Annotated in this window: 20 protein-coding genes; 2 read left to right on the top strand and 18 right to left on the bottom strand. The window is 61.8% G+C overall.

Going from position 1 to position 24,851, the window contains the following annotated elements; all coding sequences use genetic code 11:
- The first annotated feature begins 43 nt into the window (after nt 1–43).
- Nucleotides 44–1,981 carry a 1-deoxy-D-xylulose-5-phosphate synthase gene (gene dxs, locus IE079_RS06910; protein ID WP_189574847.1) on the top strand — a complete coding sequence of 646 codons (1,938 nt, stop codon included), beginning with the start codon at nt 44–46 and terminating at the stop codon, nt 1,979–1,981.
- A 186-nt stretch (nt 1,982–2,167) separates the two neighbouring features.
- Here dxs and ribA read toward each other — a convergent pair whose 3' ends face one another.
- From ribA to IE079_RS06880, 6 genes are all read right to left on the bottom strand, one after another.
- Nucleotides 2,168–2,779 carry a GTP cyclohydrolase II gene (ribA, locus tag IE079_RS06905; RefSeq protein WP_189574845.1) on the bottom strand — a complete coding sequence of 204 codons (612 nt, stop codon included), beginning with the start codon at nt 2,777–2,779 and terminating at the stop codon, nt 2,168–2,170.
- Between the two features lie 161 nt (nt 2,780–2,940).
- Nucleotides 2,941–3,429: a cyclic pyranopterin monophosphate synthase MoaC gene (gene moaC / locus IE079_RS06900; RefSeq protein ID WP_189574843.1), complete on the bottom strand. Its 489-nt coding sequence runs from the start codon at nt 3,427–3,429 to the stop codon at nt 2,941–2,943.
- The gene (locus IE079_RS06895; RefSeq protein WP_189574841.1) at nt 3,426–4,397 is read right to left on the bottom strand and encodes a Nudix family hydrolase; all 972 of its coding nucleotides are present in this window, start codon (nt 4,395–4,397) and stop codon (nt 3,426–3,428) included. Before IE079_RS06895 ends, moaC begins: the two co-directional genes overlap by 4 nt.
- Nucleotides 4,397–5,617, bottom strand: a complete 1,221-nt coding sequence (gene argJ, locus IE079_RS06890; protein ID WP_189574839.1) for a bifunctional glutamate N-acetyltransferase/amino-acid acetyltransferase ArgJ — start codon at nt 5,615–5,617, stop codon at nt 4,397–4,399. The genes IE079_RS06895 and argJ overlap by 1 nt, the downstream gene beginning before the upstream one ends.
- A 145-nt stretch (nt 5,618–5,762) precedes the next feature.
- The gene (gene secA / locus IE079_RS06885; RefSeq protein WP_189574837.1) at nt 5,763–8,513 is read right to left on the bottom strand and encodes a preprotein translocase subunit SecA; all 2,751 of its coding nucleotides are present in this window, start codon (nt 8,511–8,513) and stop codon (nt 5,763–5,765) included.
- A 241-nt stretch (nt 8,514–8,754) separates the two neighbouring features.
- Nucleotides 8,755–9,690 (bottom strand): M23 family metallopeptidase, encoded by a 936-nt coding sequence (locus IE079_RS06880; RefSeq protein WP_189574834.1) that lies wholly within the window; start codon nt 9,688–9,690, stop codon nt 8,755–8,757.
- Nucleotides 9,691–9,983: 293 nt separating this feature from the next.
- Here IE079_RS06880 and IE079_RS06875 point away from each other — a divergent pair, with 293 nt between their 5' ends.
- The gene (locus IE079_RS06875) at nt 9,984–10,439 is read left to right on the top strand and encodes a DUF721 domain-containing protein (RefSeq protein WP_189574832.1); all 456 of its coding nucleotides are present in this window, start codon (nt 9,984–9,986) and stop codon (nt 10,437–10,439) included.
- Nucleotides 10,440–10,450: 11 nt separating this feature from the next.
- On the opposite strand, the gene lpxC is transcribed toward IE079_RS06875, so the two are convergent.
- The 12 genes from lpxC to IE079_RS06815 all read right to left on the bottom strand — a co-directional run bounded on the left by lpxC (nt 10,451) and on the right by IE079_RS06815 (nt 24,851).
- Nucleotides 10,451–11,368, bottom strand: coding sequence for a UDP-3-O-acyl-N-acetylglucosamine deacetylase (lpxC, locus tag IE079_RS06870; RefSeq protein WP_189574830.1), 918 nt, complete (start codon nt 11,366–11,368; stop codon nt 10,451–10,453).
- 195 nt (nt 11,369–11,563) lie between these two features.
- Nucleotides 11,564–12,721 carry a cell division protein FtsZ gene (ftsZ, locus tag IE079_RS06865; RefSeq protein WP_189574828.1) on the bottom strand — a complete coding sequence of 386 codons (1,158 nt, stop codon included), beginning with the start codon at nt 12,719–12,721 and terminating at the stop codon, nt 11,564–11,566.
- Nucleotides 12,722–12,801: 80 nt separating this feature from the next.
- Nucleotides 12,802–14,037 carry a cell division protein FtsA gene (ftsA, locus tag IE079_RS06860; RefSeq protein ID WP_189574825.1) on the bottom strand — a complete coding sequence of 412 codons (1,236 nt, stop codon included), beginning with the start codon at nt 14,035–14,037 and terminating at the stop codon, nt 12,802–12,804.
- A gap of 19 nt (nt 14,038–14,056) precedes the next feature.
- Entirely contained in the window at nt 14,057–14,896 is an 840-nt protein-coding gene (locus tag IE079_RS06855; protein WP_189574823.1) for a cell division protein FtsQ/DivIB, read from the bottom strand.
- Nucleotides 14,889–15,863, bottom strand: a complete 975-nt coding sequence (locus IE079_RS06850; protein WP_227712365.1) for a D-alanine--D-alanine ligase — start codon at nt 15,861–15,863, stop codon at nt 14,889–14,891. The genes IE079_RS06855 and IE079_RS06850 overlap by 8 nt, the downstream gene beginning before the upstream one ends.
- Nucleotides 15,856–17,301: a UDP-N-acetylmuramate--L-alanine ligase gene (murC, locus tag IE079_RS06845; protein ID WP_189574822.1), complete on the bottom strand. Its 1,446-nt coding sequence runs from the start codon at nt 17,299–17,301 to the stop codon at nt 15,856–15,858. The genes IE079_RS06850 and murC overlap by 8 nt, the downstream gene beginning before the upstream one ends.
- A complete protein-coding gene (murG, locus tag IE079_RS06840) occupies nt 17,294–18,376 on the bottom strand; it encodes an undecaprenyldiphospho-muramoylpentapeptide beta-N-acetylglucosaminyltransferase (protein ID WP_189574821.1) in 1,083 nt (360 codons plus the stop codon). Before murG ends, murC begins: the two co-directional genes overlap by 8 nt.
- The gene (gene ftsW / locus IE079_RS06835; protein WP_189574820.1) at nt 18,373–19,560 is read right to left on the bottom strand and encodes a putative lipid II flippase FtsW; all 1,188 of its coding nucleotides are present in this window, start codon (nt 19,558–19,560) and stop codon (nt 18,373–18,375) included. The genes murG and ftsW overlap by 4 nt, the downstream gene beginning before the upstream one ends.
- Complete coding sequence (murD, locus tag IE079_RS06830) at nt 19,560–20,900, bottom strand: UDP-N-acetylmuramoyl-L-alanine--D-glutamate ligase (protein ID WP_189574819.1); 1,341 nt, start codon at nt 20,898–20,900, stop codon at nt 19,560–19,562. The genes ftsW and murD overlap by 1 nt, the downstream gene beginning before the upstream one ends.
- Before the next feature lie 14 nt (nt 20,901–20,914).
- Nucleotides 20,915–22,000 carry a phospho-N-acetylmuramoyl-pentapeptide-transferase gene (gene mraY / locus IE079_RS06825; RefSeq protein WP_189574818.1) on the bottom strand — a complete coding sequence of 362 codons (1,086 nt, stop codon included), beginning with the start codon at nt 21,998–22,000 and terminating at the stop codon, nt 20,915–20,917.
- Nucleotides 21,985–23,370 carry a UDP-N-acetylmuramoyl-tripeptide--D-alanyl-D-alanine ligase gene (locus IE079_RS06820; RefSeq protein ID WP_189574816.1) on the bottom strand — a complete coding sequence of 462 codons (1,386 nt, stop codon included), beginning with the start codon at nt 23,368–23,370 and terminating at the stop codon, nt 21,985–21,987. Before IE079_RS06820 ends, mraY begins: the two co-directional genes overlap by 16 nt.
- The gene (locus tag IE079_RS06815) at nt 23,367–24,851 is read right to left on the bottom strand and encodes a UDP-N-acetylmuramoyl-L-alanyl-D-glutamate--2,6-diaminopimelate ligase (RefSeq protein ID WP_189574814.1); all 1,485 of its coding nucleotides are present in this window, start codon (nt 24,849–24,851) and stop codon (nt 23,367–23,369) included. The genes IE079_RS06820 and IE079_RS06815 overlap by 4 nt, the downstream gene beginning before the upstream one ends.

Raw genomic sequence — 24,851 nt, 5'->3', positions numbered from 1 at the left:
TGACAACGACGCTCCCGAAATCATCGACACAAGACCCGGACGGATGCAGGACAACGATATTTTCAAGGAAATCCCTACCCAGCGGCCCCATACGCCGATGCTGGACCGGATCGAGACACCGGACCAGCTGCGACTGCTATCGGAGGAAGATCTGCCGGCGCTGGCCCGGGAACTGCGCGCGTTCCTGCTATGGACCGTCGGTCAGAGCGGCGGACATTTTGGCGCCGGGCTGGGCGTACTGGAACTGACCGTTGCCCTGCACTACGTGTTCAACACACCGGAAGACCGTCTGGTGTGGGACGTGGGCCACCAGGCCTATCCCCACAAGATCCTCACCGGCCGCCGGGAACAGATGGGCAGTATCCGCCAGAAAGGCGGCCTGGCCGGCTTCCCCAAGCGCTCGGAAAGTGAATACGATACTTTCGGTGTGGGTCATTCAAGCACGTCCATCAGTGCCGCCCTGGGCATGGCCCTGGCAGCCAGGCTGCAGCAGACCGGCCGCCGCAGCGTCGCCATTATAGGCGATGGGGCCATGACCGCCGGCATGGCTTTCGAGGCGCTGAACCATGCGGGGCACCTTGATGCGGACATGCTGGTGATCCTCAACGACAACGACATGTCCATTTCCAAGAATGTGGGCGGGTTGTCCAACTACTTCGCGCGCCTGCTGTCCAGCCGCACCTACAACCAGGTGCGGGACAGCGGCAAGAAGGTACTGCAGGCGGCTCCACCGCTGATGGCCCTGGCTCGCAAGACGGAAGAACACTTCAAGGGCATGATTGCCCCGGGCACTCTGTTCGAGGAGCTGGGCTTCAATTACATCGGCCCCATCGATGGCCATGATCTGCCATTGCTGGTGGAGACACTGGAGAATATTCGCGAGCTCAGCGGCCCGCAGTTCCTGCACGTGGTGACCCGCAAGGGCAAGGGCTTTGCCCCGGCGGAAGATGATCCCATTGGCTATCACGCCATCAACAAGATTGAACCGATACCGCCGAGCAGGCCGAAACCGGTAAAACCCGAGCCCAAGTTGCCCAAGTACGCCAATGTGTTCGGACAGTGGTTGTGCGACGCAGCAGAGCAGGATGAACGTATTGTGGGTATCACGCCGGCCATGTGCGAAGGCTCGGACCTGCTGGCCTTTTCCCGGCGCTTCCCGGACCGGTACCACGATGTGGCCATTGCCGAACAGCATTCGGTGACCCTGGCCGCCGGTCTGGCCTGTGACGGCGCCAAGCCGGTGGTGGCTATCTATTCCACGTTCCTGCAGCGGGCCTATGACCAGCTGATCCATGACGTGGCGATCCAGAATCTGGATGTGCTTTTTGCCATTGACCGCGCCGGTCTGGTGGGTGCGGACGGCCCGACCCATGCAGGCGCTTTCGATATCAGCTATCTGCGCTGTGTGCCCAACATGGTGGTGATGACGCCATCGGATGAAAACGAGACCCGGCAGTTACTGCAAACCGGGCTGATGTATGAGGGGCCGGCCGCAGTTCGTTATCCCCGGGGCACCGGTTCGGGTGCAATAATCCAGCAGGAGCTGAAGCCCTTTCCCATCGGCAAGGGCCGCATTGTGCGGGAGGGCGAGTCAGTCGCCATCCTGAATTTCGGCACCCGGCTCTCGGCAGCTCTGGAGGCGGCGGAAAACCTCAACGCAACGGTTGCCGATATGCGTTTCGTGAAGCCGCTGGACGAGAAGCTGGTGGCGGACCTGGTCGCCGCTCATGATGTGGTGGTGACGCTGGAGGAGAATGCGATTGCCGGGGGCGCGGGCAGTGCGGTAACGGAGTTCCTGAACCGGGAAGGGTTCGCGAAGGCGGTGCTTCAACTTGGTTTGCCTGACCGTTATGTTGACCACGGCAAGCATGATGAGCTGTTGAGTGAAGTGGGGCTGGATGCCGCTGGTATTGAGGCGTCTATCCGCAAGCGATTGAATTCTGGGAAGCCAGATCTGAGGGCTGCTGCCCCTTCATTGTAGGCTGCGAGATTGGTGGCTGGCGGCAGGGTGAGGGATGCCTTCTCCGCCGCAAACAGGGGACGTCCCTGTCTACCCGGTTTGCTATCGCGACATCCTTGTCGCTGCTGCGAAAGCATCCCTCACCCTGCCCCCGGTCATACTTCCAGGGTAACGCCACTTCCTTTACCGGCCTTGATGCCCGGAAAATTATTCCGGATCATCATCCTGATGAGTTTCCAGCCAGTGACCCAGCTTGCTCTGCTTGGTATTGAGGTAGTGTTCGTTGTGGGGGTTGCGGCCCACATGCAGCGGCACCCGTTCAACAATATCGATGCCCAGGGAACGCAGTGAGTCCACCTTGCGGGGGTTGTTGGTCATCAGCCTGAGGCTGCGGATGCCCAGGTGATCCAGCATATCCCTGCACATGGTGTAGTCCCGCAGGTCGGCCGCAAAGCCGAGCCGCTCGTTGGCTTCTACGGTGTCTGCCCCCTCGTCCTGCAGCTTGTAGGCACGGATCTTGTTGAGCAGACCGATGCCCCGGCCTTCCTGTCGCAGGTACATGAGGATGCCCCGCCCTTCCCTGGCGATGCTTCGCAGGGCTTCTTCCAGCTGATAGCCGCAGTCACAGCGCATGCTGTAGAGGGCATCGCCGGTGAGGCATTCCGAGTGGGTGCGCGCCAACATGGGCTCGGGGCTGTCCAGATCCCCCAAGGTCAGGGCAACGTGCTCCTTGCCGGTGTCCGGCTCTTCGAAACCGTGCATCTGGAAGACGCCGAACGGCGTGGGCAGACGACAGGTCTGGACGTAACGAACGACCACAGTGTTTCCTCGTAGATCCTGGTGCAATGAGCGGGGCATTCTAGCAGATGGCGGCCTACTGGCGTAGTTCAAGATAGCTCCTTTGGGCCAGGCTCTGGCCGCTTTCCCGGAAAGTCCCTTGCATCTACGCCCGGGCAGGCGGATCGGATGCACCCGGCGGTTTAATCCCCGGCTTCCGATGCCTGCCAGTGACCACTACGCCCGCCCTTCTTCTCCAGCAGCCGCACGGCGGTAATCTCCATACCCCGGTCCACGGCTTTGCACATGTCGTAGAGCGTCAGTGCTGCAACGCTGACAGCGGTCAGGGCTTCCATTTCCACCCCGGTCTGGCCGGCCAGCTTGCAGCGGGCTTCGATGTGTACCGATGACGGGTCTTGCTCCGGTGTCAGCGCCACTTTCACCGAGGACAGGTTCAGGGCATGGCACAGAGGGATCAGGTCATGGGTTTTTTTGGCCGCCATGATGCCGGCAACCCGGGCCACCGCCAGTACGTCACCCTTCGGGTGTTCGCCATCCACGATCATGGCCAGGGTTGTCGGATCCATGAGGATGCGCCCTTCCGCCACCGCTTCGCGCTGGGTTATTTCCTTGCTGGCCACGTCCACCATGCGGGCTGCGCCCTGGTCGTCGAGGTGTGTCAGTTTCGTCATATCGCCTCCGTCTGTTGGGTTGGCCACCACCAGGAAATCCCGGCGATACCCTGTGCACCGGCCTCGATGGCTCTGTCGAGTAGTTCGGGACTGGTGCCGCCCAGGGCGTACACAGGCAATACAGCCTGACTCGCCAGTCTGGTGAATCGATCCCAGCCCATGCCCTCGGCTTCCGGGTGAGAGCGGGTGGGCAGCACCGGCCCCAGGGTGGCGTAGTCGGCGCCAATGGCAACGGCGTGGGCGAGTTCGTCCTCATTGTGACAGGAAACGCCGAACCACCGGTCCTCCGGCACCGGTCGCCCCGACAGGGCGGCCGCCCGGCGCCAGGAAAGATGAACGCCAGCCACCGGAAGGTCGGCTGCCAGTTCGGGACGATCGTGCACAATCAGTGGCGTTTCCGGCAGTTGTTGCAGGCACCGCCCTGCCACTTCCGTGTAGGCCTCCGACGTCAGTGAGGGCAGCCGCAGCATCACCAGTGATGGTCTCTCGCGCTCCACGCCACGCACGCAGCACTCCACGGCGGCATCAGTACTAGCGACATTACCGGTGATGGCAAGCTGCCGTGGCAGACGGACAGCGCCGATAATGGGTCGGTTAGCCGCCGGGAAGTCGCCGGCGTTCAGCTCTTCCGGCGCCAGCCAGAAAACCGGCTGCCCCTCCACACCACGGGGCTCGCCCGATGACTCACAGGCCTGCCAGACATCCAGGAACACTTCCTTGTCGCCATAGTCATGGCGAATACCGATCAGTGGCTGCAGATCCTCCGGCGACACGGTAACCGCGGTTTCTTCCAGCATCTCCCGCGCCAGCGCCTGGCGGACGCCCTCGCCGGGCTCCACCTTGCCTCCGGGAAATTCCAGTAGCCCACCCTGGTGGGCATGGTCCGAGCGGCGGGCGATCAGCACGAGGCCCTTACGCCAGACCACACCCACCGCCACGTGGACGACCTTTTTGCCGCCATCAGCCATCAGGTGCGGTACTCGGCATTGATGGTGACATAGTCATGGGAGAAATCGCAGGTCCAGACGGTTTCCTCGAGTCGCCCGCGCTTGAGATCAATGCGGATGGTGATTTCCTCCTGGTCCATCACTGCCTGACCACGTTCTTCCGTGTAATCGTCCGCTCGCCCGCCTTCACGCACCAGGCAAACGTCCCCCAGGAAGATTTCCACGGCTTCCAGGTCCAGACCTTCCACACCGGCACGGCCGACGGCCGCCAGGATTCGCCCCCAGTTGGGATCCGACGCGAACAGCGCGGTCTTTACCAGCGGCGAGTGGGCGACGGTGTAGGCGACGTCCAGCGCCTCCTGCCGGCCCGCAGCCCCCACCACATTGATGGAAACGAACTTGGTGGCACCTTCGCCGTCCCGGACGATGGCATGAGCCAGCTCCAGGTACACCGCTTCCAGAGCCGCCCTCAGGGCCTCATAGTGCTCACCCTCAACCGTGGCCACCCCGGCACCGGACTGGCCCGTGGCGATCAGCATGCAGGCGTCGTTGGTGGAGGTATCGCCATCAATGGTGATGCGGTTGAAGGATTTTTCCCCCAGTTCGCTGCTCAATCTCTGCAGCACCGCCGGTGAAATCGCGGCATCGGTGGCAATGAAGCCGAGCATGGTGGCCATGTTCGGACGGATCATGCCGGCCCCCTTGCTGATGCCGGAAATGGTCACCGTCTCGCCATCAATGTCCAGCTGTCGGCTGGCACCCTTGGGGCGGGTGTCGGTGGTCATGATCCCGGCTGCCGCTTCCGCCCAGTGGTCTTCTGACAGATCGGCGAGCGCTGCCGGCAGCGCTGACACTATCCGGTCCACCGGCAGGGGCTCGCCAATCACGCCGGTGGAAAACGGCAGCACCGAGTGGGCCCGCACCCCGGCGGCTTTCGCCAGGGCTTCGCAACAGACGTTGGCATCGCTCAGGCCCCGGGCTCCGGTACCGGCATTGGCGTTGCCGGTATTGATCAGCAAGTAACGGGGCTCACCCTCCGCCAGATGTTCGCGAGTCACATGAACGGGGGCGGCACAGAACTGGTTGGTGGTAAAAATACCGGCCACCCGGCTGCCTTGCGCCAGCTCCATGACAACCACATCCCTGTGGCCGGGTTTCTTGATGCCGGCACTGGCGATACCCAGCCGGACGCCGGCCACCGGGTAAAAATGCTCGGGCAGTGTTGCGGGACCTACCGCCATAACCTCCTCCTGTGGGACCGGAAGTTGCCGGTCTGCTCAACTCGTTATCAAGGATAAAAAAACCCGCAGCCCCGATGATCCGGAGGTGCGGGTGTCTGGCAGCCTGTCGGACTCGAGGCTGCCAGTGTTCAGCTCAGGTGCTGTGTCAGGCAATCTTGCCGCAGCACTGCTTGTATTTCTTGCCGGACCCGCACGGACAGGGCTCGTTGCGGCCCACTTTCCGGTCCTGGCGAACGTAGGTTTCCGGGGTCGCACTGCTGGCCCTGTCTCTTTCGCCTTGCCCCTGATCACCCTGTTCTGCCTGGGTGGCGCTGGTTTCATCATGACGCAAACGTGCAGCAGCCAGTTCCTTCTCGAGCTGTTCCCGGCGCTGACGCTCGATCTCTTCCATCTCCTCACGGGTCTGGACCTTGACGTGACAGAGCACCCGGGTGATGTCCCGCTTCATGGTATCCAGCATGGCCTCGAACAGATTGAAGGCCTCACGCTTGTATTCCTGCTTGGGGTTCTTCTGGGCATAGCCACGCAGGTGAATACCACGGCGCAGGTGATCCATGTTGGACAGATGCTCTTTCCACAGGGTATCCAGTACCTGCAGGAATACCTGCTTCTCGAACTTGCGCATGGACTCGGCGCCCACCACCTCTTCCTTGGCCCGGTAGGCGGCGACAACCTCCTCCATGATGCGCTCGCGCAGCTTTTCCTCGTGGAGCTTCTTGTCTTCGTCAAGCCACTGCTGAATGGGCAGATCGACGGCCATTTCGGATGACAGCTGGGCCTCCAGCCCCGGGACATCCCACTGCTCCGGCATACTCTGGGGCGGAATGAACTCGCTGACGGTTTCCTCAACCACGTCGGCGCGGATACCGTCGATCATTTCCGAGATATCCTCGGAGGCCATGACCTCATTACGCTGATCGTAGATCACGGTGCGCTGGTCGTTGGCCACATCGTCGTATTCCAGCAGCGTCTTGCGCATGTCGAAGTTACGGCCTTCCACTTTGCGCTGGGACTTCTCGATGGCGTTGGTGACCATGCGGTGCTCGATGGCCTCGCCCTTCTTCATGCCCATGGCCTGCATCAGCTTCTTGACCCGGTCGGGAGCGAAGATGCGCATCAGGTTGTCTTCCAGCGACAGGAAGAAGCGGGAAGAGCCCGGGTCACCCTGACGGCCGGCACGGCCACGGAGCTGGTTGTCAATACGGCGGGATTCGTGTCGTTCGGTGCCGATGATGTGCAGGCCACCGGCCGCCAGCACCTGCTGGTGGCGCTCTTCCCAGTCGGCCTTGATCTCGTCAATCTGCTCCTGGGTCGGATTCTCCAGGGAGGCCACTTCGGTTTCCCAGTTACCGCCCAGCATGATGTCGGTACCACGACCGGCCATGTTGGTGGCAATGGTGACCGCACCGGGGCGACCCGCCTGGGCGATGACCTGGGCCTCGCTCTCATGGTGCTTGGCGTTGAGGATCTTGTGTTCGATCCGCGCCTTTTTGAGCAGCGAGGACAGTACTTCCGATGCTTCCACCGAGGCCGTGCCCACCAGTACGGGCCGGTTTGCCGCGGTTACATCCTTGATCTCGTCAATAATCGCGTGGAACTTCTCTTCCTGGGTGAGGTAGATCAGGTCGTTGTAGTCAGTGCGCTGGATCGGCTTGTTGGGCGGAATGACCACCACGTCCAGGCCGTAGATCTGGCGGAATTCAAAGGCTTCGGTATCTGCGGTACCGGTCATGCCCGCCAGCTTGTCGTACATCCGGAAGTAGTTCTGGAAGGTGGTGGAGGCCAGGGTCTGACTTTCCGCCTTGATGTCGACACCTTCCTTAGCTTCGATCGCCTGATGCAGGCCCTCGCTCCAGCGACGACCCGGCATGGAACGACCAGTGTGCTCGTCCACGATCACCACCTGGTCATTCTGTACCAGGTAATCCACCTCACGGTGGAACAGGTGATGGGCGCGCAGGGCCGAGTGCACATGGTGCAACAGGGCCAGATTGGCGGCGGAATAGAGGTTATCCCCTTCCTTCAGCAGCCCGCGGCCCAGCAGCAACTCTTCCACCTTCTCGTGGCCGGCTTCGGTCAGCTCGACCTGACGGGACTTCTCGTCAATGGTGAAATGCCCGGTGGGCTCGCCTTCGTCCTCGGGCACCTCGCCCTTTTCCAACGACGGAATCAGGGTGTTGATCTCCCGGTACATCTTCGAACTGTCTTCGGCGGCACCGGAGATGATCAGGGGCGTACGGGCCTCGTCGATGAGGATGGAATCCACTTCGTCGACGATGGCGAAGTTAAGAGGCCGCTGCACCTTGTCCTGGGTGCTGAACGCCATGTTGTCCCGCAGGTAGTCAAAGCCGAATTCGTTGTTGGTGCCGTAAGTGACATCCGCCTTGTAGGCTTCCTGCTTTTCTTGCGGTGGCTGGCCGGACACCACCACACCGACGGTCATGCCCAGAAAGCGGTAGAGCCTGCCCATCCAGTCGGCGTCACGACGGGCCAGGTAATCGTTGACGGTCACCACGTGCACGCCCCGGCCAGCCAGGGCGTTCAGGTATACGGCCGCGGTCGCGACCAGGGTCTTCCCCTCCCCCGTTTTCATCTCGGCGATATGACCTTCATGGAGTGTCATGGCACCGATCAGCTGCACGTCGAAATGGCGCATCCCCATCACCCGGCGGCTGGCTTCGCGCACGGTGGCAAACGCATCGGGAAGCAGCTGATCCAGGGTCTCGCCTTTTGCTAGGCGGTCCCGGAACTCCACTGTCCTGGCCTGCAACTGCTCGTCTGACAACCCCTCAAGGGACTCCTCGAGAGCGTTGATGCGCGATACTACCTTGCGCATCCTTTTGACCTCGCGGGCGTTTTTACTGCCGAACATCTTCGTTGCAAGCTTCGTGAACATAGACCACTGCTTCTTTGATTAAACGGAGGAAGCCGGCATTCTAACCTTATTTTGCGAGAGGACAAAAGGCGGCAGAGTTCAACCGGCAGGGTTAACACACCGGAAACCCGGGCTGGGTCACAACGGAGGCGCGGACCGGGAACCTACCGGCCCGCGACGGAGAGCGCGCGGGTGTGTGATGTTATTGCAAGCGGAGCACTTTGATGCGGCTGCCACTATTGGCAAGGGCACGCCAGTCCGGTCAGCGGGAGGCGCGCTGGATATAGGTCACCGGGTTGCGGGCCTTGCCATTCTGGACCACTTCAAAGTGAACGTGGGGACCGGTTGACCGTCCGGTGGATCCCATGGTGGCGATGGCCTGCCCCTTCTGGACCACCTGCCCTGCCTGCACCTGTAGCCCCTTTGCGTGGGCATAGCGGGTCACCAGGCCGTCACCGTGGTCAATTTCCACCAGGTTGCCATAGCCATGGCGGTCACCGGCGAAGGTTACCACTCCGGCGGCCACCGCAATGATATCGCTGCCGTCCTTGCCGGCCAGATCCACACCATTGTGCCAGGTGCGCTTGCCGTTGAAGGGGTCGGAGCGATAGCCAAACGGCGACGACAGCCAGCCCCAGGTAATCGGGCGACCGGCTACAAAACGCTCGTCTTCCAGGCGACGGTTGGACATCAGGGTATCCAGCAGCCGCAATTGCTGTTCCCGGTCGCGGATACGCCGATCAAGCTGATTGATCATCCCGGATAGCTGTGGCGTACTGAACGATTCGGCATCGCCGGTTTCTTCGGGACCACCCACCGCCGGGGCTTCGTTAAAATTGAACTCATCGGCGGCTACGGCGCCATTTTCAACAAACCGTTGCCCGAGAGCATCCAGTCGCAACAACCGGCCCTGCATTTCACCCAGGCGCAGGGTCATGGCATCCACCTGCTCGCGGGCGTTACGCTCAAGCTCGGTCAGTTGTTGTTCCTGCGCCTGCAGGGTTTCATGCCATTGGGCCAGGAGGTAGGGTGGCACAACCGGACGATCTGCAACCCGCGCCATGGCCGCCTGGTAGCCGCCCCAGGCAAACAGGGCCACCACCGCCAGCGCCAGCATTGTGGCTGCAACAAGGCCGCGGAAATGCAACGTGAAAACTTTCGAACGACCATGGTTCTGACCTACAAGGATAATGTTCATTGTCTTTAACCAATTTCGCGTTATGAACCATCCCTGTTCTGAACGACCAACTCCTTGTCCGTGACGAATCAAAAGGACCTCAAACCAGATCTGATTGGCCGTCACAATGAAAATCTGGCCTGATCATAAACCGGACCTGACCGTTAAAAGGAGACCAGTGTCTTCCTTTTTGCTGACGGGCTGTTACGCTTTGTTAACAGCCCCGGGCTCTACAGCGGATGAAAGAGCTGCCTGGCACTACCCAATCCAAGTGTATACAAACTGTAACCGTTACGTCGAATCAGATAGCCATCATGAAAACCAGACCCTCACTGTCACTTTCTCCGGACGACCACAACCAGCCCCGTCAGCTGCGGGAACTGGTCGCCAAAGCGACACTGCACCTGCGTGCGGAGCAACGGGTTCTGCAGTCTGTCCCGGAACCTCTGAGAGAAGGTGTTCGCCTTGTCAGCTACAAGGATGGCGAACTGGTGCTGCAGACCGACAATGCCGCCCGGGCCAGCCAGTTACGCTTCCGCCAGCAGGAAATCATGGCGGACCTGCGCCATGAAGAAACCTTCGAGTTTGTCTGGAAACTGACGATCAAGGTTCGCCCCGGCCGTTACTCACTGAAAAAACCGGCTGAACCCATGACCCTCAGTAAAGAAAATGCCCGGCTCCTCGAAGAAGAGGCCGGGCACACGAAGGATAAAGCTTTACGCGAGGTTCTCGAAAAACTCGCCAGTCACGCAAGCGACCGCTCCGGTTAAGGCGTCCTGCCTCAGGCCGGTGCAGCCAGCGCGGGCTTCATGTAGGAGATGGGCGCAGTCGCTTCATCGTCGAAGGTAACCACTTCCCAGGCATCCTCTTCCGCCCGCAACTTGCGCAGCAGCTTGTTGTTCAGGTCGTGACCGGACTTCACGCCGCGGAACTCGCCGATCAGGCTGTTGCCCAGCAGGTAAAGGTCGCCGATCGCGTCCAGAACCTTGTGTTTCACGAACTCATCGTCGTACCGAAGACCGTCCTCGTTGAGGATCTTGTAGTCATCGACCACGATGGCATTATCAACACTTCCACCGAGTGCCAGGTTCATGGCGCGCAATTTCTCGATATCGCGCATGAAACCAAAGGTGCGGGCACGGCTGACTTCCTTCACAAACGACGTGCTGGAGAAATCCACCGTGGCGGTCTGGGCGCGGCCCTTGAACACCGGGTGATCAAAGTCGATACCGAAGCTCACCTTGAAGCCTTCGAACGGCAGGAAGGTGGCTTTCTTGTCGCCCTCTTCCAGCGTGACTTCGCGCTTGATCCGGATGAAGCGCTTGGCGGCGTCCTGCTCCGCGATACCTGCTGACTGCAGCAGGAAGACGAAAGGACCGGCACTGCCATCCATAATCGGCACTTCGGCCGCACTAAGTTCCACGAAACAGTTGTCGATACCCAGGCCCGCCATGGCCGAAAGCAGATGCTCTATAGTGGCAACCCGGACGCCATCCTTGACCAGTGTTGTCGACAGCATGGTTTCGCCCACGTTTTCCGCACAGGCACGAATCTCGACCACGGGGTCAAGATCGGTACGGCGAAAAACAATCCCCGTTTCCACTGGTGCCGGGCGCAGGGTCAGGTAAACCTTCTCCCCGGAATGCAGGCCAACGCCAGTAGCACGAATGGTATTTTTGAGCGTCCGTTGTCTGATCATTGGTACATATTTCCGTCACAAAGGAACGATATCATCAAGCAAAAAGTTGCGCCGATGATATCAGGTAACGAGACTGAATACCATTTAACCAGCGATCCAGTAACATCATCGCCTAAAGCCCCGTCGTTCGTGGATTTCGGGTCACAGAGCGGGCGTATAGCCCGCATTCTGACAACCGCACATGCACCCACAATATCAGTCAGCCTGACGGCGCAGGAATGCGGGAATATCGAGATAGTCCACATCCTGTTCATCGGAGTCACGGCTCTGATCCACCGCCACATTGCCCTGTGACACGGCGCGACGGCGCAGTACGGCCGGGCGATCAAGCTGATTGTAATCCGTGGTGCCGTCCAGAGTACGGGTATTGTCCACCACCTTGGTGGGCTTCTCCCGGTCTCCACCCAGGCCGGTCGCAACCACCGTAACCTTGAGTTCGTCGGTCATGTCGGGATCGATCACCGTACCCACGACAACCGTAGCAGAATCCGAGGCGAATTCGCGGACGATGTCGCCAACTTCGGAGAACTCGCCCAGGTTGAGGTCCATGCCGGCAGTGATATTGACCAGGATACCCTTCGCACCCTGCAGGTTGATATCTTCCAGCAGCGGGCTGCGGATAGCCGCTTCGGCCGCTTCGCGGGCACGGTTTTCGCCAGTCGCGCGGGCGGTGCCCATCATGGCCATGCCCATCTCGGACATCACCGTCTTCACGTCAGCAAAGTCGACGTTGATCATGCCGTTGCGGGTAATCAGGTCGGCGATACCCTGAACCGCGCCCAGCAATACGTCATTGGCGGAGGCAAAGGCGTCCAGCAGGCTGGTCTTCTTGCCCATCACCGCCAGCAGTTTCTCGTTGGGAATGGTGATCAGCGAATCCACGGTCTCTTCCAGTTCCTTGAGGCCGGCTTCGGCTACACTCATGCGCTTGCCACCCTCGAACTGGAACGGCTTGGTCACGACCGCCACCGTCAGGATACCCATTTCGCGGGCCACTTCCGCCACGATCGGCGCGGCACCGGTACCGGTGCCGCCACCCATGCCTGCAGTGATGAACACCATATCGGCGCCCTTGATGGCATCCGCGACGCGATCACGGTCTTCCATCGCCGCCTGGCGGCCGATTTCCGGATTGGCACCGGCACCCAGGCCCTTGGTGATGTTGCCACCAAGCTGGATAATCTGTTTCGCGTCCAGGTCATGAAGCGCCTGGGCGTCGGTATTGGCGCAGACGAAATCAACGCCTTCCACATCACTGTTGAGCATGTGCCGTACGGCATTACCGCCGCCACCGCCAACACCGATAACCTTGATCACAGCGTTTTGCTGAACATTATCGACTAATTCAAACATTTCCCTTCTCCTTCGTGCTGAGTTCAGCCACTTCCGGGCTGATTGTTCTTTTCGAGATACCTTCGTTGATGCGCCAGGCTTCAGAAATGCCCGGTAAACCAGGCTTTCATGCGTTCCAGCAGGGAGGGCGCATCCTCTCCCTTCAGAACGGGCCCCTGCCCCAGATCCATCTGGCGGAAGCCATGAATCAGCAACCCCACGCTGGTGGCGTAAATCGGGTTGTTGACCACCTCCGTCATGCCGGAGACCGCCTGCGGTGACGCAAGCCGTACCGGCATGTGGAAGATTTCCTCGGCCAGCTCCACCACCCCTTCCATGGTGGATGAACCGCCGGTAATCACGATGCCCGCGGGAATCAGGTCCTCGAACCCGCTGCGACGCAGTTCCGACTGCACCAGGGTGAACAGCTCCTCGTAACGGGGTTCCACCACTTCCGCCAGGGCCTGGCGGGAGAGGTTGCGTGGAGCCCGGTCACCCACGCTGGGCACCTTGATGGTCTCGTCCGCCCCGGCCAGCTGGGTCAGGGCGCAGGCATACTTGATCTTGATGTCTTCGGCATTCTGCGTGGGTGTACGCAGGGCCATGGCAATGTCGTTGGTGACCTGGTCGCCGGCAATGGGTATCACCGAGGTATGGCGAATCGCGCCGCCGGTAAACACGGCGATATCCGTGGTGCCACCGCCGATATCCACCAGGCATACCCCCAGCTCCTTTTCGTCCTCGGTGAGCACCGAGTGAGCCGAAGCCAGCTGCTCCAGGATGATGTCGTCCACATCCAGCCCGCAGCGGCGGACACATTTTTCGATGTTCTGGGCAGCATTCACCGCGCAGGTGACCAGGTGCACCTTGGCCTCCAGGCGCACACCGGACATGCCCATGGGCTCCTTGATGCCCTCCTGGTTGTCGATCACGAACTCCTGGGGCAGGATGTGCAGGATTTTCTGATCCGCCGGAATCGCCACTGCCTGGGCCGCATCGATCACCCGGTCAATATCCGCCTGGGTCACTTCCCGGTCGCGGATGGCCACGATGCCGTGGGAGTTGAGGCTTTTGATGTGACTGCCGGCGATGCCCGCGTAAACCGAGTGAATGCGACAGCCGGCCATCAGTTCGGCTTCTTCCACCGCCCGCTGTATGGCCTGCACGGTAGTTTCGATATTCACCACCACACCCCGCTTGAGACCGCGGGAGGCGTGGGAACCAATACCAACCACCTCGATGGATCCATCCAGTTTGCGCTTGCCGACAATGGCCACCACCTTGGAGGTGCCAATATCCAGGCCGACAATCATGTTTTCCGTATCAACCGATGACATGCAGTTCACCAATAGCCATTCATGAATTGTTATCCGACGCCCGGGCCAGCGGTTTCCAGCGGACCGCCACCCCATTGGTGTAGCGGGCGTCAATTCGTTCCACCTGATCCGCACGACGGGCCAGCCGCTCGCCGTATACGGTCAGAAAGCGTTCAAACCGTTCTTCCACCTGGTCACGCCCCAGGGCCACGTCGATGCCGTTGGCCAGGGTCAGCGTCCAGGCGCCCCGCTCCTCCAGCGCAATGCCGGCGAAACCGATGTTGCGGGCGTCCAGGGCATCCGCCATCACACGCCCCCTGTCGATGACCTGCCGCGCCTGTCCTTCAGGGCCGCGAAGCCTGGGCAGCGAACCGGCGACCTCCCGGTTACGGGGCAGGAACACCTCGCCGGTGCGGCTGATCAACTGACGGTCATTCCAGTAGGCCAGCGGCTTGTGCTCTCGGACCTCAACCACCAGCCGGTCCGGCCACTCCCGGCGCACGGCAGCGCTTTCCACCCAGGGCCGCTGCTCCAGCGCCACCTTGATGTCGGCCAGGTCGGTAGTAAAGAAACTCGCCCCCAGCCACTGGCCGACGTGGCGCTCCAGGGCATTACGGCTTTCGCCCTTCAGCGGGCCCGTCACCTCTACATGCATGAATTGACGGTCCATGGCCGCCAGCAACTGGCCGGTACTCCAGGGCACCAGTGCGGTGACAAACAGCACCACGATGCCCAGGCCCGTTTTCCCCCAGGGCACACTGCCAAACAGTTGCACCATGACATCCAGCAAACCCTGCTCAGGCCCGGACGACGTCGCACCTCGCCTTTTCGGCGGCTCCGACGGCACGAACCGGCCTCTCAGCAGCATCTGCTCAAGCATGGTCGTCCTCCCCGGTTGGCAGAGTATCCAGCAGGATTCTGGTGACCAGCTCGGGCATGCCGATGCCGGCTGCCTGGGCCGACATCGGTACCAGGCTGTGATCCGTCATGCCGGGTACAGTATTCACTTCCAGCAGCCAGAAACGTCCCTCGTCGTCTTCCATGATGTCGACCCGCCCCCAGGTACGGCAGCCCACCACCCGGAACGCCTCCACCGCCAGGTTCTGGATCAGCGTCTCCTGCCACTCGTCAAGGCCACAGGGCACCCGGTACCGGGTATCGTCCGCCAGGTATTTGGCGTCGTAGTCATAGAAGTCGTGGTCCGTACTCAGACCGATCACCGGCAGTGCCTTTTCCCCCAGAATACTGACGGTGTACTCCGGTCCCTCGATCCACTCTTCCACCAGCACCAGTGGATCGTGGGTTGCGGCATCGCGATAGGCAGCCACCAGTTCATCGCGGTTGCGGACCTTGCGCACACCGATGCTGGACCCCTCCCGCGACGGCTTCACGCTGAGGGGGAACCTCAGGTCCGCGACAATGGTGCCGACCTCATCCACACTGTTCATGGCGCGGAACGCCGGCGTTGGCAGACCACAGCCGGCGAACACGAACTTGGTCCGCAACTTGTCCATGGCCAGGGCCGACGCCAGCATCTCGCTTCCGGTATACGGAATGCCCGCCTGGGACAGGATCGCCTGCAGAGTGCCATCCTCACCGCCGCGACCATGGAGCGCGATGAACACCCGGTCAAAATCCGGGTTCTCGACGGTTTTCAGCAGGCAGCCGGTGACGTCGATGGAAAACGCGTCCACACCCGCATCCTGCAAGCCACGGGTCACCGCGGCGCCACTTTTGAGTGAGACTTCCCGTTCGGCGGAATCCCCGCCCATGAATACAGCCACGCGACCCAGCTGTTCGCGGGTTTGCGCACTGACCTGATAATTACGATATCTGGACTCAGCCACGTCCAATCACTCCGTTTGCTGCCAGTTTTGCTGCCACGCCACCGATATCGCCGGCACCCTGGGTCATCAGCAGATCCCCCTCCCGCAGGATGTTCCCCAGCAGGCTTTCAAGGTCATCGGCATCCTCCACAAATACCGGGTCGACCTGGCCGCGCTGACGGATACTGCGGCACAGGGAGCGACTGTCCGCGCCCGGGACCGGTGCTTCCCCGGCCGCGTATACATCCATCATCAGCAGGGTGTCCACTTCCGACAGCACCCGCACAAAGTCTTCGTAAAGGTCCCGGGTACGGGAAAAGCGATGGGGCTGGTACAGCATGACCAGGCGCCGGCCCGGCCAGGCATCACGGGCCGCACGGATCACCGCCTCGACTTCCGTCGGGTGATGACCATAGTCGTCCACCAGGGTCACGCTGCCATTGCCGACCGGGTAATCGCCGTACACCTGGAAGCGGCGGCCGACACCGGCAAAACTCGCCAGGCCGCGGCAGATGGCGTCGTCTTCCACGCCCTCATCCGTCGCCACGGCGATGGCCGCCAGGGCATTCAGTACGTTGTGGCGACCAGGCATGCGCAGCTCCACCTGCAAGTCGCTGCGGCCTCCCGGGCGCTTTACCAGGAACCGGGTGCTAAGGCCATCGGACTGGATGTTGACGGCGCGGTAGTCGACATCCTCGCGATCGATACCGTAGGTGATGATGGCCCGGGAAATACGCGGCAGGATCTCATCCACAAAAGCATCATCCAGACACATGACAGCCACACCGTAGAATGGCAGGTTATGAAGGAACTCCACGAAGGTCTTCTTCAACTGCCCCACATCGCCACCGTAGGTGTCCATGTGGTCCGCCTCGATGTTGGTCACCACCGAGATCACCGGCGTCAGGTGCAGAAACGAGGCATCGCTTTCGTCGGCTTCCGCCACCAGGTAGCGGCTGTCGCCCAACTGGGCGTTGGTGCCGGCACTGTTGAGTTTGCCTCCGATCACGAAGGTCGGATCGAGCCCCGCCTCACCCAGCACCGAGGCAATCAGGCTGGTCGTGGTGGTCTTGCCATGGGTGCCGGCGACGGCAATACCATGGCGATAGCGCATGATTTCCGCCAGCATTTCCGCCCGGGGAACGATGGGTACCCGACGGCTGCGTGCCGAGACCACTTCCGGGTTATCCGACTTCACCGCCGTGGACACCACGACCACATCCGCGACATCGCTGTTGCTCTCACGATGGCCGATGTGGATGGTGACCCCCAGGCCTTTCAGGCGGTCGGTTACCGGGCTTTCCTTCAGGTCCGATCCGGACACTTCGTAGCCCTGGTTTCTGAGCACTTCAGCGATACCGCACATGCCCGCGCCACCAATGCCCACAAAATGTATGTTGCGGATGCGGCGCATTTCCGGCACCTGGTACACCAGCGGCGGGTTGGTCAGTTCAGACATGGGCGGCCTCCAGACAGTAATTCACGACTCTCTCCGTTGCATCGGGGCGCGCCAGCGTACGGGCTGCCCGAGCCATGTCAATAATGTGTTCCCGGTCCCCCAGCAGGTCTGCCAGGGTGTCGGCCAGCAATTCGTCGGTCAGCTTGTGCTGGGGCAGCAGCAGTGCCGCCCCCGCCTTGACCATATAGTCGGCGTTGCGGGTCTGGTGATCGTCCACCGCGTGGGGGAACGGCACCAGCAAGGCACCTACGCCAGCCGCGCAAAGCTCCGATATGGTGAGCGCCCCGGCCCGGCAAACCACCAGGTCGGCCCAGGCATAGGCTTCTGCCATATCCTTGATAAAAGGCTCCACCGAGGCATCAACACCAGCGCTCTCATAGGCCGCCAGCGCAGCGTCGTGATTGCGCTCGCCGCACTGGTGGCGAACGTCCGGGCGCTCCTCCTCTGCCAGTCGCGCCACTGCGGCCGGCATCCTCTCGTTGATGGCCCGGGCGCCCAGGCTGCCGCCTACCACCAGCACCCTGACCCGGCCCGTGCGGCCAGCCATGCGCTCATCGGGTGCCGGTATGGCTGCCACATCGGAGCGGACCGGGTTGCCAGTGCAGCGGGTAACCACGCCATTCCCGAAGCTGCCCGGAAACGCCTCCATCACCGTCTCGGCGAAACGCACCAGAATCCGGTTGGTCATGCCGGCAACCGCATTCTGTTCATGGACCAGCAGTGGCCGGCGAGTCAGCCAGGCCGACAGCCCGCCGGGACCGGTGACGAAACCGCCCATGCCGATGACACAATCCGGCTTGACCCTCGACATGACCCGCAGCGACTGCCACAGCGCACGAACCAGCCTGAATGGCGCCAGCAACAGGGCCAGACGCCCCTTGCCCCGCAACCCGGAGACGCTGATAACCGACAGCGGAATATCGGTATCGGCAATCAGCCGCTCCTCCATACCACCGGCGGAACCAAGCCATTCAACCTCGTGACCCAGTTCCTGCAGGCGACGGGCGGTCGCCAGCGCCGGGAAAACATGGCCACCGGTACCACCGGCCATTACCAGGAAACGCCGTTGAGTCATGACGCCCCCCTCGGCCCGGCGCTGCCTTCAGCATCGGAAGCCAGTTGCTGCTGGCGCTCCATTTCAATTCGCACCAGGATGCCGATGCTGACGCAGACCACGATCAGGCTGGAGCCGCCATAGCTCATCAACGGCAGGGTCAACCCCTTGGTTGGCAGCAACCCGGTATTTACCGCCATGTTGATCATGGCCTGCAGCCCCAGCAGCAGGGTCAACCCGTAGGCAAAACAGGCTGCGAACCCCATGCCCTGTTTTTCCGCCTTGCGGGCAATGGCAAAACCGGCCAGCACCAGCACGGCAAACAGCCCCAGAACGGTCATGGACCCCACCAGCCCGAACTCCTCGGCGGTAATGGCGTAGATAAAGTCGGTATGGGCCTCCGGCAGGTAAAACAGCTTCTGGATCGAATTGCCCAGGCCAACGCCGGTCCACTCACCACGGCCAAAAGCAATCAGCGACTGGGTCAGCTGGTAGCCGGTATTGAACTGATCCTGCCAGGGGTCCAGATAGCTCACCACACGCTTGAGGCGGTATGGCTGGGTGACGATCAGTATCGCGCCGAGAACGACGCAGATGGCGATCAGCGGCATGAAGCGACTCAGCCGCACCCCGCTCAGGAAAATCATGCCGAGGGCGGCGGTCATCAGCACCACCGTGGCGCCAAAATCGGGCTGGGTGACCAGCAGGGCCGAGGCGACGCCAAGGACCAGTACCGGCTTGATGAACCCCCACCAGGTATTGACCAGCTCGTCGCGGCGACGCACCACGTAGCCTGCCAGATAGGCAATCAGGCAAAGCTTGGCCACCTCGGACACCTGGACATTGAACAACCCCAGGGGAATCCAGCGAGTGGAACCGTTCACCGTCTTGCCCAGGGGCGTCAGCACCAGCAACAGGGAGGCCATACCAACCGCCAGCAGCAACCAGCCACTGCGATACCACCATGACACCGGCACATTGGCCGCAGCCAGACCCACGGCACACCCCAGGCCGGCAAACAGCAGCTGGCGCAGGGCGTAGTGGTAGCTGTTGCCAAGGTCAACGGCAGCGGTATCCATGGACGCCGACGCGATCATCACCACACCGGTCATCAGCAAGGCACCGGCACTGACCAGCAGCCACGGCAGTGGCTGGTCCCAGAGCCCCCGGAAGCCGGAGGCGGAGCGGATGTCTGCTGCCTGCATCACAAGCCCTCCACTGCCTGGCGGAACCGCTCGCCGCGGTCCTCATAGCCGGTAAACATGTCGAAGCTGGCGCAGGCCGGGGAGAGCAACACCCGGTCCCCTTCCCGGGCCAGACCGGCTGCCCGCGTGACCGCCTCTTCCATGGATTCGGCGACAACCACCGGCACATCATCCCCCAACGAGGCATGAATGCTCCCGGCGTCCTGACCAATCAGCACGACCCCCCGGCAATGCTCCCTGACCGGTCGTGCCAGCGGTGCAAAGTCCGCGCCCTTGCCTTCACCACCGGCGATCAGCACGATGCGATCACAGGCCGGTGACAGGCTGTCCAGCGCCGCCACCGCAGCCCCCACATTGGTACCCTTGGAATCGTTGATGTACTCGACACCCCTGACCGTGTCCACCGGCTCGCAACGGTGCGGCAGACCACGGAAGTCACAGGCGGCCCGAGCCATGGTATCCAGGGGCCAGCCCATGGCATGCCCCATTCCCAGGGCGGCCATGACATTGCTGACGTTGTGCAGGCCCGCCAGTTTCAGGTCGCGGGTATTGAGCAGGTTGTCCAGCCCCCAGGTGATCCAGAGGCCGTGCTCATCTTCACGGGTGCTGAAGGTTTCCGGATTCACCCGGTGGAAGCCGTAGCAGATGAACCGCAGGGTATCCCTCGCCATCGGCGTACTCAGGGCATCGTCCAGATTGACCACTGCCTGGCGGGCACCCCGGAAGATGCGCTGCTTGGCCTGGTAATAGGCCATCTTCGACGGATAACGGTCCATGTGGTCGTCACTGACATTGAGAACGGTGGCCACCTCGGCATTCAGTTCGTGGGTCGTCTCCAGCTGAAAGCTGGACAGCTCCAGTACATAGACATCGGCCCGGTGTTCCAGCAGCTCCAGCGCCGGCGTTCCGATGTTTCCGCCGACCACGGCGTTGACGCCACAGGCCGCCGCCAGCTCACCCACCAGGGTGGTCACCGTGGTCTTGCCATTGGAACCGGTAATGGCAAGAATCGGCGCCTCGGCTGCCTCGGCAAACAGGTCGATATCGCCGCGAATATGGGCACCCCGCTCCGCGGCGGCCGCGATGGCTGGTTCCGCGATGGCAATGCCCGGGCTGACCACCAGCTCGTTAAAGGTACAGAACCAGTCGCGGTCGAATTCGCCGGTGCGCACGTCCACATCCGGATACTGTTGCTTCAGTGCCTCCAGGCCCGGTGGCCGGGCACGGCTGTCCGCCACCGACACCTCTCGTCCGAGGCCGGTGAGATGGCGCACGCAGGAGAGCCCGGTTTTACCCAGGCCAACCACCAGTGTGCGACGATCCGATGCGATGACAGCCATGCTCGTATCCGTTCCTAACGCAGTTTCAGGCTGGAAAGCCCGATCAGTACCAGAATTACGGTGATCACCCAGAAGCGGACAATCACCCGGGGCTCCGGCCAGCCCTTGAGTTCAAAATGATGATGCAGTGGCGCCATGCGGAAAATCCGGCGCCCGGTCAGACGATAGGAGCCCACCTGCAGGATCACCGAGATGGTTTCCATCACGAACACACCGCCCATGATGAAGAGCACGATTTCCTGGCGGACGATAACCGCCACTACCCCGAGTGCCGCACCCAGGGCCAGCGCCCCGACGTCGCCCATGAACACCTGGGCCGGATAGGTGTTGAACCACAGGAAGCCCAGACCCGCACCCACCAGCGCCCCGCAGAACACGATCAGCTCACCACTGCCCGGCAGATGCGGTATCAGCAGGTAATCGGCAAACTGCGAATGGCCGGACACATAGGCGAACACCGCGAGGGCACCGCCGACCATAACGGTGGGCATGATGGCCAGACCGTCGAGACCATCGGTCAGGTTCACCGCGTTGCTGCTGCCTACCACCACGAAATAGGTCAGCAGGATGAACAATACCGGCCCCAGTGTCAGCGACACATTCTTGAAGAACGGCAGATAGAGTGACGTTTCCTGGGGCAGTGCTGAACTGAAGTACAGGGCAATGGCCGCCGTGGCGCCGATCACGGACTGCCAGAAATACTTCCAGCGGGCCGGCAGGCCGCGGGGGTTGCGCTCTACCACCTTGCGGTAGTCATCGACCCAGCCAATGGCCCCGAAACTGAGTGTCACCGCCAGCGTGATCCACACATAACGATTGGCCAGGTCAGCCCACAGCAGTGTGCTCACGGTGACCGCCACCAGGATCAGCGCGCCCCCCATGGTGGGAGTACCCGCCTTGCTCAGGTGGGTCTGCGGACCGTCGTCCCGGACCGACTGGCCGATCTGGTACTGACTCAGCTTACGGATCATCGTAGGGCCGATTACCAGTGAGATCAGCAGCGCGGTCAGAGTGCCGAGAATGGCCCGCAGGGTGAGGTACTGGAATACCGTCAGCTCGGTAATGTATGGCGCTAGCAGTTCTGTCAGCCAGAGCAGCATGGGTTATTCACCTTTTCTTGTAACATCCTGACTACCTGGTCCATGGCGGAACTGCGGGACCCCTTGACCAGAATGGTCATGGGTCCGGTGACGTTGGCCAGCAGCCACTCCACGGCCTGCTGATGTGTATCGAACCTGCGGGCCTGTTCCGGGAAGCCCGAGACCATTGCGCCGCATCCATCCGAGGTCCCGACGACCAGAACCCGGTCAATTCCCAGAGCGCGGGCATGCTCACCCACCTCTCGGTGCAGGCGGTTGCCTTCTGCCCCCAGTTCCGCCATACCACCGAGCACTGCAACGTGAATGGACGCTTCCCGGGAAAGTACGTCCAGGGCCGCCTTCATGGAGGTGGGGTTGGCGTTGTAACTGTCATCAATAACCGTGACGCGATCGCTCAGTGTCTTGCGCTCAAGACGGCCGGCAGCAGCCCTGACTGCCCCCAGTCCCGCCACGACAGATGACCAGCCGGCCCCGACGGCTTCCGCTGCGGCCATTGCCAGCAGGGCGTTGCAGATGTTGTGTTCGCCCGGCATGTTCAGGGTCAGGGAGCGCTCACTGCCTTGCGGCGTTACAACACGGATGCTGTATGCGCCATCGTTCAGTTCATAGCCGGCACACCGATAATTTGCATCGTCGCCGCGGGCACTGACGGACACCACGCGGCGATTGCCAGCACGCTGCTGCCAGGTTCCGAAAGCAGGGTCATCCCGGTTCAGCACCACGGTGCCGCCTTCAATGACACCGTCAATAATCTCGCCCTTGGCCTGAACAATGTTCTCGTAGCTTCCGAAACCTTCCAGGTGGGCCTCACCGGCGTTGGTAATCACCGCCACCTCCGGCCGTGCCGCGGCAACGGTATGGGCAATTTCGCCCAAACCACTGGCGCCCAGCTCAATAACCGCGAACCGGTGCTTTGGTGCCAGACGGAACAGGGTCAGGGGGGCACCAATATGGTTATTCAGGTTGCCGAGGGTCGCCAGGGTCTCACCCTCGCGGGAGAGAATGGCCGACAGCATTTCCTTGAAGGTTGTCTTGCCACTGCTGCCGGTGACGGCGACGACCCGGGCGTCGCTCAGGTTCCGGTTATAACGGGCGAGGTCGGCCAGAGCCTGAATGGTGTCCGGCACAACCAGTTGCGGAAGCGCCACGCTCTCGTTTGGGGTATCGACCACCGCCGCGATGGCACCGGCCTCTCTTGCGGTTTCCAGAAAGCCATGGCCATCGAAGCGCTCGCCCCTCAAGGCCACAAACAGGTCCCCTGACTGAAGGGCGCGGGTGTCGGTGCAGATGTCACGGACTGATCCGTTAGCAGCCGGTGCCCGGACACCCAACATCTGAGCAAGCTCGGCCAGGGTCAGCGCCCGCATCATGCCACACCCCCGTTAAGGCCAAGGGCTTCCTGCACATGGGCCACGTCGCTGAACGGCGTACGCTTGCCATGACGCTCCTGCCAGGTCTCATGCCCCTTGCCGGCCACCAGCACCACATCCCCGGGGCGGGCCAGGTCGATCGCCGCGCGGATCGCGTCTGCCCGGTCGTGAATGACCGTGACACCATCAGGACTCTCAAGCCCGGCCAGCATGTCCTGTACAATTGCCTCCGGTGACTCGGTGCGGGGGTTGTCATCGGTAATGATGAGCCGGTCGGCGCCGCGCTCGGCTTCACGGGCCATTTCCGGTCGCTTGCCGGTGTCACGGTCGCCACCACAGCCGAACACACAGATAAGCTGGCCGTTGGTGTGGGGACGCAAGGCAGCCAGGGCATTGGCCAGGGCATCCGTGGTGTGCGCATAGTCCACCACTACCTGCACGCCCGCCGGCCCGGTGAAACTCTCGAGACGCCCGGGCGGCGGCTCCAGCGCGGCTACCGCCGCCCTGACCGATTCCACGGAAACGCCGAGGCTCAGCACCGCAGCCATGGCCGCCAGCAGGTTGCTGGCATTGAAGCTGCCCATCAGCGATGCGGACACGGAGAAAGCGCCCCATTGCCCGTCGACGTCTGCGTCAAAGCCGGCAGACGAAGGCGCAAATCTTGTCAGCCACAGTTCAGTCTGTGCCTCGTGGAGACTGTAGCGTACCCGGTCGCAAAGCCCCCTGGTCTGCTCATAGAGCTGCCGGCCAAAGGGGTCATCGAAGTTGATGATCGAGAAATGCAGGCCTTCGCGGGCGAAAAGTGAAGCCTTGGCCTGCCCGTAGGCGTCCATGGAGCCATGATAATCAAGGTGATCCCGGCTCAGGTTGGTGAACACCGCGCCGGTCATGTTGACACCATCAACCCGCCCCTGGTCGAGGGCATGGGACGATACTTCCATGACCACCACGCGGGCGCCCTTGCGGGCCATATTGAACAGTACGCGATTGACTTCCACCACATCCGGCGTGGTGTGGGTGGTGGCGACCAGACTACCCGGCATGCCGTAACCCAGAGTGCCAAGCACCCCACAGGGGATGTCCGCGGCGTTGAGCAGCTGCGCAATGAAGTGACTGACCGAAGTCTTACCATTGGTTCCGGTCACACCCACCACACGTATACGGCGCGACGGATGCTCGTAGAACCGATCGGCGATCTGCCCCAGATGACGACGCAGTCCGGCCAACGGCACCACCAGCGCACCCTGGTATTCATAGCAGGGCGCCGGTTCCGCCACGTCGAGAATAATGACGATGGCACCCGCGCCAATGGCGTCGTCAACATGGTGATCTGCGCGGGTCTGCTGGCCCGGCAGGGCAACGAAGGCATCACCCATGCGCACCTGCCGGCTGTCCGTTCGCAAACCGTGGATGGTCACGTCGAAGACCGAAGGCACCTCGACAATTCCCTGCAACAATGAACTCAGCGACGTCATACACAT

Source organism: Marinobacter zhanjiangensis (genome assembly GCF_014651935.1).
Classification (GTDB): domain Bacteria; phylum Pseudomonadota; class Gammaproteobacteria; order Pseudomonadales; family Oleiphilaceae; genus Marinobacter; species Marinobacter zhanjiangensis.
The sequence above is the reverse complement of the archived record's forward strand: the minus strand, read 5'-3'. Positions and strand labels throughout refer to the sequence as shown.